Genomic DNA, 9,901 nt, shown 5'->3' with positions numbered 1-9,901 from the left:
AAACCAGCGCTGATAAGCACCTAAATTATCTAAAGCTTTATAAACAATAGAAAAACCAATGATTGCATCAATAATGTATGCATTCATCGAAATGTTGTAATACACCCCTATCAGCATGGTAACTGAATGACCGATGGCGAACAGGCTGACATACAAACCAATATCTTTCATACGGTATAAGAAGAAAATAATACCGACCAGAAATAATAAATGGTCATAACCTGTAACCATGTGTTTGGCGCCCAGATAAATAAAGGGGATCACATGAACACCGTAGATTTCCTGTATATAGCCTTTGTCACCCTCTGCAACTCCATGAGCAAAAAGTGCAGGACTTATCAAGACCATACCTAAAGCAATCAACAGCTTTAAATAGGTTTTGAGCTTCACATAATGTGAATCAATAATTTGCATCTAAATCAAACTCCAAAAATTAAAAAATGGTTCAAAAAACTCATGATTTTTTTTGGAGGTTTAAAAATACGACTTGCAAGCAATAGAGCGTATTTCTTCGTACGGTCAAATATTTGCGCACCTAACAGAAGCAAGATGAGTGCTATTTCTTTGAGAGATGCAACATTAGAAAAATGTTCGTAATAGGTATCTTGATGATGATGTGAATGTTGCTGATTTACCTCATGATGATGAGTATGAATCACATCTACATAGGCATGCTCTTGAAAGCGGTTTTCAGTCGCATGCTCGTTAAAATGCAGACATAGTGCAAGACTGATGATGCAAACCAGCCACATCATCACATATCTCATTTTTGAATCTTGCACTATTGCCATCATATTGAACTTCTCTACCCTTTCTGCTCAGCGAAATCGTCAGATTTTTTCTGAAGAGCTTGGTTAAACCAAACATACAGGGTGGGCAGAATAATCAAGGTAAGTAGCGTTGAGGAAATAATTCCCCCTATAACAACGGTTGCAATTGGACGCTGTACTTCTGAACCAATCCCCACGTTTAAAGCCATAGGGATAAAGCCCAAAGAGGCAACCAGTGCAGTAATCAGCACTGGCCGCAAACGTTCTAATGCACCATGTTTTACTGCATCAATCAGCCCTTCACCCTGATCACGCAATCTCTGAATGGCCGATACGAGTACCAAACCATTGAGTACTGCAACACCCGATAAAGCAATAAAACCAACAGCAGCCGAGATAGAGAAAGGAATATCACGGAGGGCTAAAGCAATGACGCCACCCGTTAATGCAAAAGGCACACCAGTAAAGACCAGCACACTATTTCTGATATTGCCTAAGGCCATATAAATCATTGCAAATATCAAAATCAAAGCGATGGGTACAACAATCATAAGTCGATTAGAGGCGGACTCCATTTGTTCAAAAGTACCGCCCCAAGTGAGCCAGTAACCTTCTGGCATTTGGAAATCAGAGTTTAATTTTGATTGTGCATCAGCAATGTAACTACCGATATCAGTACCACGCACGTTTGCCGTGATCACAATACGACGTTTACCATTTTCACGAGAAATTTGGTTGGGTCCTTGAATATTCTTCAATTCAATCAATTCGGACAACAATACACTTGAACCATCAGGCAAACTGACAGGAATTTGATACAGTTTTTCCAGGTCAGTTACTGAGTTTTGATCCATCCGCACAACAATATCGAACTTACGATCACCCTCAAATACTTTACCTGCTGTTTCACCGGTGATTAGATTAGAAACGTGCTTTTGCACATCTTCTGCATCTAGCCCATAGTTCGCAATCATGTCTTTCTTGAGTTCAACAGAGACCATTGGAAGCCCACTCATCTGTTCAACTTTTAAGTCGGCTGTTCCATTCACACCTTCTAAAATTTTCGCTGCAGCATTTGCAGATTCAAGCAACTGATCTAAATCATCACCATAAATCTTCACTGCAACATCTGTACGGACACCTGAAATCAGTTCGTTAAAACGCATTTGAATCGGCTGAGTGAACTCATAGTTGTTGCCATAAACGCCTTTTGCCACACGTTCAATATCGGCAACGACAGCTGATTTTTCCTTGTCAGGATTCGGCCATTCGCTACGTGGTTTCAATATCACAAAATTATCAGCGACGTTTGGTGGAACTGGGTCAGTCGCAATTTCAGCTGTCCCCACTTTGGCAAACATGGTTTTCACTTCAGGAATTTTGACGATTTCTTTTTCAAGCGCATACTGCATTTCAACAGCTTGAGTTAAAGAAGTTCCAGGAATTCGAAGTGCATGTAATGCCACATCACCTTCATCTAATGAGGGAATAAATTCGGAACCTAAACGAGTTGAAAGACTCGCACTGAATACAAAGAAAATTGCTACGAACGCGATCAGCTTATAACGATGACTCAAAGACCAATCTAAAATTGGGCTATAAACTTTCTTAATGAAATGAACAATCTTCGATTCCTCTTCCTTAATTTCGCCTGTCGTGACCAAAGCCACCATTGCAGGAACAAAAGTAATCGAAAGAACCATTGCAGCCACGAGAGCCATAACAACTGTAGCTGCCATCGGTGTAAACATCTTGCCTTCAACACCAGTAAGCGTCATGACAGGCAGATACACCAAGATGATGATCAACTGACCATAGAGAATGGCTTTTCGTGATTCCTTAGTCGCTTCAAAAACCGTCGTGAATCGTTCTTGACGGGTGAGTATTCGTCCTAATTCTTTCTGCTTCATCGCTAATTTTGCAAGTGAGGCTTCAACAATTACAACGGCACCATCTACAATGATCCCGAAGTCCAAAGCCCCTAAGCTCATTAAATTTGCACTAATTTTCTGATTCACCATACCTGTTATGGTCATCAGCATAGACAGTGGTATCACCATTGCGGTAATCAGTGCAGCACGGAAATGACCCAGAAAAATGAACAACACGACAATGACCAGAATTGCACCTTCGAGCAAATTCTTCTTCACGGTTTCAATCGTGGCATCAACTAATGTCGTACGGTTATATACTGCTTTGGCTTCAACACCTTCAGGTAAAGACTTTTGGACTTGCTGTAATTTTTGATCTACTGCATCAGCGACATTACGAGAGTTTTCTCCAATCAGCATAAAAGCTGTACCCAGCACGATTTCCTGGCCATCTTTTGTTGCAGCACCTGTACGGAGTTCATGTCCAATAGAAATCTTAGCTACATCTTTTAAACGCAAAATATAACCATTGCTTGTGGTGATCGGAATATTCTGAATTTGTTCAATCGAACTGATTTGAGAATCAGAACGTATCAAGTACTGCTCACCATTCTTCTCAATATAGCCTGAACCTTTATTCATGCTATTTTTAGAAATAGCATCCAAAATAGTCTTTTGATCTAGACCAATACTTCGTAAATACGCATAGTCGGGCTGTACAACAAATTGTTTTAAATAGCCACCAATCGTATTGATTTCATTCACACCTTCGACATTTCGAAGCTGAGGCTTGATCACCCAATCCTGAAGTGTTCGCAATTCAGTCGGTGAAAGTGGAGTCGGGTTGTTTTTTGCATTTTCCACCGTGTACATGAAGATTTCGCCAAGTCCTGTAGAAACAGGACCCATAGAAGTCGATATACCTCCTGGAAGACTTGGTGTAACCCCTTGCAACTTTTCATTCACTAGCTGACGGGCAAAGTAAATGTCCGTGCCTTCCTTAAAAATCGCAGTCACTTGAGATAAGCCGTATCTGGATACTGATCGGGTATAGTCCAGATTAGGAATACCAGCCAAAGCCGTTTCAATGGGGTAGGTGACCTGGGATTCCATCTCGGTTGGAGATAAGCCCTGGGCCTCACTGTTAATTTGAACTTGTACGTTGGTAATATCGGGTACAGCATCAATGGGCAGTTTAAAATAGTTGTAAACGCCAAATGCCCCTATGAATAGGAAAATGATCAGTACCAGCCAACGATTCTTTATCGAGAGCTTTACAATTTGGTCAAACATAAACGCTACTCCTTAATGATCATGAGTAGCGCCAGATTTACCCAGCTCTGCTTTTAATAAATAAGAATTACCTGCTGCATAAATCTGCCCTGCTTTTAGACCAGATTTAACTTCAACAAAACCATTAAATTTATCGCCTAACTCTAGAGGACGTGCTTCAAAGTCATTCCCGACACGAATAAACACCACATCCCAATCACGGAAGTTCTGTAAAGCATCTTCACGGACAACCATCGGTTTCATACTCTGGTTTTCAAAGATTTCTGCAGTGATTAACTGCCCTGAACGCCATCTGAACTGGTTTGGAATTTCAATAAAGACTTGCGCAGTTCGTGTTTTTGGATCAATCACGTCACTGATATATTTGATACGTCCCAACGCTTCTTCTGTGCCTGTTTGAGTTTGAGGCTTAACAGTTACTTTATTGTTTGGATTTATAGCATCTAATTTATTTGCTGGTACATTAACCACAGCAAGCAACTGAGATGTATTAGCTATTTTGAACAATGGAGATGATGGCGTTACATTAGAACCCACTGCTCCAAGCACCTGTAGAATCGTGCCTGACATCGCGGCTCTGACTTCAATTGTTCCATTACCCGCACCTCCATAAGAGCTGATTAAACTATTAAGCTCATTGGCCCGAGTCTGTGCATCTTCAAATTCACGTTTGGCATTGATGTAATCAATTTCAGGTGAAACACGCTTTTGGAATAAAGCTCGTTCCTGCTCCATCTTTTTACGGGCAAATTGTAAGGTATCCAATGCAAGAGTACGTTCCGCATTAAGACGAATTAAATCCGGACTTTGTACAGTCGCCAAAAGATCCCCCTGATTCACTTGATCGCCAATTGAACGGTACGTTTTTATTAATGTTCCGCTCGCTTTAGGGGTAATAAAACTTTCAAAATTATCAGGAAATTTCAGTTCACCTTTGAGTTCGAGTGCATTTTCAAACATCATGGGTTCAACTTTTAAAAGTTCCAAACCACTGCTCTTGATACTGCTATCAAGCATAGTGACTCGTCCCTCTTTGGTATCCCATTTCCAAGTATGTTTTTTACCTTGATAATCAACATTGATCACCATCAAGAATGAATGTGGCTCATAGACAATTTCATTCCCAATCAGATAATCGCTTTCAGGCTTAAATGATATGGTTTGTTCTGCATCAAGACGCTGGATAAAAATATTGGCACTAATCTCTTCTGGTTTTAATGGCTTATCTTTAAAGTAGCCATACACCCGTAAATGAGGCTCTACCCCTTCCTCGAAGATTTTGACTTCAGCAGCAAAATCACCATCGCGATATAAACGGCCCCCATGCGGGCCTTTTTCATCTCCTGCTACAGCAACTTTTTCTTCAGTCACCTCATTATGACTTGAAGTTTCGGCTTTATTACCCGTTTTGTACCAAGCGATTGCACATAAAACGACTAATAAAGCGATAACACCTGTAGTAATTAAAGTATTGGTTGGTTTATTCATATTTTCAGGCCTTATTCTTGATCTAAATTGGTCACATAATTTCGTTCAACCTCTGCAATTTGATTTTGCAAAGCCAACCACAAATCGAATCGAGCGAGATGTTTATCCAACCAAATTTGCTTAATAGTATTGAATTCAAGTAAAGAAATTTTTCCTGCCTGATACCCCATTTCAGCAATTCTCAAACTTTCTTTGGTGGCAGGAAGTATGGACTGATCATAATTTTTGATCGAATCAATCAGGTTCGATACTTCAATAGACTTATTTTCTAATTCAATTTTGGAGTTACGGTTTACGAGAATAGAACGAGTTTCTGCATGTACTTGCTCCGCTTGTGCAAGTGCAATGCTCCCCTTATTTCGATTAAAAACAGATAGGGGAATAGATGTAGAAACTAAGAAAACTTGATCATTGGTCTCCTGATAGTTCCTTACCCCTAAACCCAGCGTAATATCTGGCACGGCTTCTTTTTTAGCTAATTCATACTGGGTTTTAGCCAGTTGAGTTTTAAGCAAGGCTTCTTGTTCAGATAAGCTCACTTTATCGGCAAAGTTAATGCTTAAAGGAACTTCTATTGCTTGATCAGGTAATACAGATATGAATTTGGAACACAGATTTTTTTGAAATTGAACTTTCTTCACTTCGTTCTGATAACGTAGTTTTGATTCAGACGATAAAGCTGAACTCAATTGAACATCAGATGGAATTACTCTGCCAAACTTCAATTTTTCATTCAGAACATGGGCTTGTCTCGCGTTCATCTTGCTTTCGGTAGAATAAATTTCTACCCGTTTTGAAGCCGCATACCAATTTGACATACAAACACGGAAATCGGCTTTTAATTCAGCCTGACGCTTCAATGCCTCAAATTGGTTATTATTCCCTTGAAACCCTGCCAACTGCCTACGCAAAGCGCGTTTATTATTGAGAGGAATATCCTGGGACAAACCAATCATAGTCGTTGGCCCATCAAGATCTTTAAGGTCTGAATTACCTAAATTGTCTAATTCAAGATTAAACGTAGGATTATTAAGTCTACCGGCATATTTCTGATTTATGGCATATGCGTGTTGAGACTGTTGCAAACTCTTCAAAATTGAATCGTTTGAAATTACCTGTTGTTGTAGCTGAACGTAATCAGATGCTGCAAATAATCGAGTCGTTGCTGCTACTAAACCACAGGCAAGAAATATCTGATATTTTTTAGACATGACTTTACCTATACAAAAAAATGGAAATTATTTTTTGTACAGAAAAATCAATTTCTTAGAACAATTAAACCTTTTGTAAATATATAGGAATTACAAAGATATTCTATCCTTTTCCTAAGTGCATAGGATCGAACGGGTCGTTCAAAAAGACTCAGGAAAAGCAGAATGAGCGGGAGGGAAAAACTTAAGAGAAAAACTGGATCAATTGTAATTTGATCATCAGCTTGAATAGGCTTAGTAGAATGATGAAAAGGTGCTTCATCATAACTGGTCCAGTTGTGATTTTTAGTATCTTCTAAGACTTGCTCTTCAGCATGATGAATAAGAGACCATTGGCTGGAACTGTCTGTTTCTACAGAAATACTCAGTTCATGATGATGACCTAGATTTTTTGCTATTACAGGCGCCCACGTATAAATCCCCGTCGTTGTTATAGCAAACAAAAACAGGACTGATACGAGAATAAGCTTAAAAAACTTATTAGCCAACATAGCAAGTCAGATCAAAATGAAACGTGAAAAGAATACTGAATAGCTTCTAGAAAGTAAATCCTATATGAAAATATATCTCAAATTTACAAGCTATCTCTTTATCAATGGATAGCTTATGGGTAATGAAGCTTTATTTAGTTATTTTCTGGAACTGTATTAAAAGGATTTAAGCTGTACCTAGTTTGAGTTAGTACAAAGTAAGCTTACTTATCTTAGAGGTGGTGGCAATTGAACTCATCCAAAATCTCCAATGAAATCTAGTCATTAAATGTGTGATTCATAGACATCATTTCAATATAATTGGTGTCTATGAACAGAGAAATTCAACAAAGACTCGTATGGGTTAAATTATTTGAAGAGACCAATGATGCTGGCCTAGTCTGTCGGAGATGTGGCATTTCTAGACCAACATTACGCAAGTGGTGGAAACGATATTCTGATCAAGGTATTGATGGATTAAGTAGTCAGAGTAAACGCCCATTAAAATCTCCAAATACTAAAATCAATACTGAGCTAGAGGCCTTAATATTGGAAATGCGCTCGGCTAGAAATCTGGGTGCTCGACGTTTGCAAACAGAATTGATGAGAAGGATAATCTGCGCAATCTAGAGCGTCAAGCAAGTGCAGGACACTCATATAAATTTTCAGCGCCGTACAGGTGCTCCATCAAACCATTTAAATCCTTTAGGGTAAATGCAGATTCTATTCGGAAGCCCAAACTGACCCGTTTGATTCTCTGGCATGCTATTTAATGCACTCAGCGGACATTGGACGTCTTCTTGAATAATTCGATCAATCCGAAACATCTGTTCAGCATCAACCACACTATTTTGATCTGTCAGACTAAGGCAACTGCAGGTACCCATATAATTCGTGACCTGGGCCCAGCAACGCTCTATGACACTGCAATAAAATAATGGATCAGCATAGAGTGATCGGTTAAAGCTCAGATAAAAGTGGATCACATACCGCTGCTGAACATCATCCCGTACAATTTGATAAAAGCGGTAAATGGCTTGTGTTCTATACCAATACTCAGCTGCTAGACTTTTTTGGAAATTTGATAAAAATCGCTCTAACTGTCGCAAATCGATAATTTCATTTCCACCCTCATTTAGACTTAGTTCCAGTTTTAAATCCGCAGCATCTGGATAGATTTGACTGGTATTGCAATAAGATTCTCTCAGCTTTTCAATTTGCTTTTCATAACGCTCATTCTGCTTGTGCATTTCTTCAGTCAAGCTGGTGCTTTCAAACAGTATTCTCAACCGCTTTACGATCTTATTGATATAAAAACCAGCGCTTCTTTGCGCCGTGACCTCAAAGAACCGAATCTGCTCTTCCTGTAATACACTGCAGTAAGCCTGAAAGAACTTGTCTGCCCAAAAGGAAAAAGATAAATGCTCATGAATGCCAACGGCCATAATTCTGCGCCATGCTGAAAAATAACCAGACAGTTTCCGCTTGAACTCCTGATCTATATTTTTTTGATGAGCATCGTAATCAGTACCTTCTGGAATTGGAGCAAAGCGAATCGTTTGGTAATGCTCTAAAACGTCTTGTTCTAATCGGGGTGCTGTAACAAACTCTAACTCTGAATGGCTCATGTGTTGTCCTACGAATTAATTAACTTCATAGAACTGGCATCTTCATAATTTTTTAAACCAAATCTCCTCTTCCAGCTTTGCTAAAGCGGTCTGCGCATCCCATTCTTTGATTCTTCTATTTTCTTCTGTATCAGGTATTGGGCGACCATGATGCCGATAATCCCCCTTATAAAACGTTTTACGCCCTCGTGGTTTAACCAATAACGTCTGCTCGTATTTATCAGGGTCACTGAGATACGCAACTGCACCCAAAGCATTATCGCCTTGTTCGGGTATTGTTCGACGAATCTCTCCAATGCCTAAACGACCTTGCTTCTCGTAGTTGTCTTTATTCGCTGTCGTGTTGATGTTCCATCCAACACCTTTGCTTAAAGTAATCTCATTCCACTTCTCAATTACCCCTTCAGCAATTTTATAATCGCTCTGGTGCTCAGACCGATTAATCACTAATGCCAAGTGAGCATGAAAGCCTTTGGTTATACCCTGCTCCAGTGCGATCGCATAGGTCAAAAGTGCATCAAAATATCCATTCTTATCAGTGATCAAATCACGTAGTTTTCCGATATGCTGATAGAAGTCATTTACTGTAATTTCACTCATGCTGTCCTTGTTATAGCTCAAATCCACTCTGATCACCAGAACCGAATAATACCCCTTAATTGCGCCTTCAAATTCATCAAGTAATGCATCTCGATTCAATTCTTTCCGTCTCGCAAAGCTTTTGATCTCATCACTTATCAGCCCTCGATATGCATGCAGGATTCGTCTTAATGCCTTAATTTCGCCTATAGACAACCCTGATAGATATTCACCAAAGCTAAGCATGCCACGTTGAGTATTGACGTACTCAGTGACTGCAATAAATGCCCTAATCGATGCTGCGTATTCAATCCCTTCTTGTTTAAAGGCTTCAAATGCGCAATACAAGCGTTCTAAGTTGAAAATGAATGCTTCGTCTGAAATATCAAAATTAAGACATATATCTACAAAGCGATGAATGGTATACATCACCCCTGCTTGATGATCTAGATCTAATGGGAACACGTTGAACTTCCTTAACTATGATTCACGTCATAGTTAAGCAATCGACTTATTTTTTTAAATGGAGTCCTTATCTCAAGTAAGGACAAGTCATCCATATATCGAATAGTGATCTCATTCTGCATAGAC

The 9,901-nt window shown here is 39.4% G+C and carries 8 protein-coding genes and 1 pseudogene; 1 reads left to right on the top strand and 8 read right to left on the bottom strand.

The window, feature by feature from the left end; translation table 11 throughout:
• The 6 genes from A2003_RS09960 to A2003_RS09935 all read right to left on the bottom strand — a co-directional run.
• Positions 1-414 (bottom strand): HupE/UreJ family protein (locus A2003_RS09960; RefSeq protein ID WP_286687281.1); only part of this gene is annotated, 414 nt, incomplete at its 3' end.
• A gap of 5 nt (positions 415-419) precedes the next feature.
• The gene (locus A2003_RS09955) at positions 420-794 is read right to left on the bottom strand and encodes a hypothetical protein (RefSeq protein ID WP_004761005.1); all 375 of its coding nucleotides are present in this window, start codon (positions 792-794) and stop codon (positions 420-422) included.
• Between the two features lie 11 nt (positions 795-805).
• A complete protein-coding gene (locus A2003_RS09950) occupies positions 806-3,934 on the bottom strand; it encodes an efflux RND transporter permease subunit (RefSeq protein WP_286687280.1) in 3,129 nt (1,042 codons plus the stop codon).
• A gap of 12 nt (positions 3,935-3,946) precedes the next feature.
• Positions 3,947-5,422, bottom strand: coding sequence for an efflux RND transporter periplasmic adaptor subunit (locus A2003_RS09945; RefSeq protein ID WP_286687279.1), 1,476 nt, complete (start codon positions 5,420-5,422; stop codon positions 3,947-3,949).
• Between the two features lie 11 nt (positions 5,423-5,433).
• The gene (locus A2003_RS09940) at positions 5,434-6,633 is read right to left on the bottom strand and encodes a TolC family protein (protein ID WP_112987543.1); all 1,200 of its coding nucleotides are present in this window, start codon (positions 6,631-6,633) and stop codon (positions 5,434-5,436) included.
• A 47-nt stretch (positions 6,634-6,680) separates the two neighbouring features.
• Positions 6,681-7,124, bottom strand: coding sequence for a hypothetical protein (locus A2003_RS09935; protein ID WP_286687278.1), 444 nt, complete (start codon positions 7,122-7,124; stop codon positions 6,681-6,683).
• A 309-nt stretch (positions 7,125-7,433) separates the two neighbouring features.
• Here A2003_RS09935 and A2003_RS09930 point away from each other — a divergent pair.
• Positions 7,434-7,712, top strand: a pseudogene (locus A2003_RS09930) (helix-turn-helix domain-containing protein); the annotation flags it as partial.
• 56 nt (positions 7,713-7,768) lie between these two features.
• On the opposite strand, the gene A2003_RS09925 reads toward A2003_RS09930, so the two are convergent.
• Positions 7,769-8,731 carry a hypothetical protein gene (locus A2003_RS09925; RefSeq protein ID WP_286687277.1) on the bottom strand — a complete coding sequence of 321 codons (963 nt, stop codon included), beginning with the start codon at positions 8,729-8,731 and terminating at the stop codon, positions 7,769-7,771.
• A gap of 42 nt (positions 8,732-8,773) precedes the next feature.
• On the bottom strand, positions 8,774-9,775 hold the full coding sequence (locus A2003_RS09920; RefSeq protein WP_286687276.1) for a YagK/YfjJ domain-containing protein: 1,002 nt from the start codon (positions 9,773-9,775) through the stop codon (positions 8,774-8,776).
• Positions 9,776-9,901: the final 126 nt, after the last annotated feature.

This window comes from Acinetobacter sp. GWC1_38_13 (assembly GCF_001767535.1).
In the GTDB taxonomy this organism is placed as follows: domain Bacteria; phylum Pseudomonadota; class Gammaproteobacteria; order Pseudomonadales; family Moraxellaceae; genus Acinetobacter; species Acinetobacter junii.
Note: the sequence above shows the minus strand (reverse complement) of the source record. Positions and strands in the feature narration are given on the sequence as shown.

Coding starts and splice junctions, on each gene's coding strand:
- A2003_RS09955 (WP_004761005.1), bottom strand. CDS start 794: ATGATGGCAATAGTGCAAGATTCAAAAATGAGATATGTGATGATGTGG.
- A2003_RS09950 (WP_286687280.1), bottom strand. CDS start 3,934: ATGTTTGACCAAATTGTAAAGCTCTCGATAAAGAATCGTTGGCTGGTA.
- A2003_RS09945 (WP_286687279.1), bottom strand. CDS start 5,422: ATGAATAAACCAACCAATACTTTAATTACTACAGGTGTTATCGCTTTA.
- A2003_RS09940 (WP_112987543.1), bottom strand. CDS start 6,633: ATGTCTAAAAAATATCAGATATTTCTTGCCTGTGGTTTAGTAGCAGCA.
- A2003_RS09935 (WP_286687278.1), bottom strand. CDS start 7,124: ATGTTGGCTAATAAGTTTTTTAAGCTTATTCTCGTATCAGTCCTGTTT.
- A2003_RS09925 (WP_286687277.1), bottom strand. CDS start 8,731: ATGAGCCATTCAGAGTTAGAGTTTGTTACAGCACCCCGATTAGAACAA.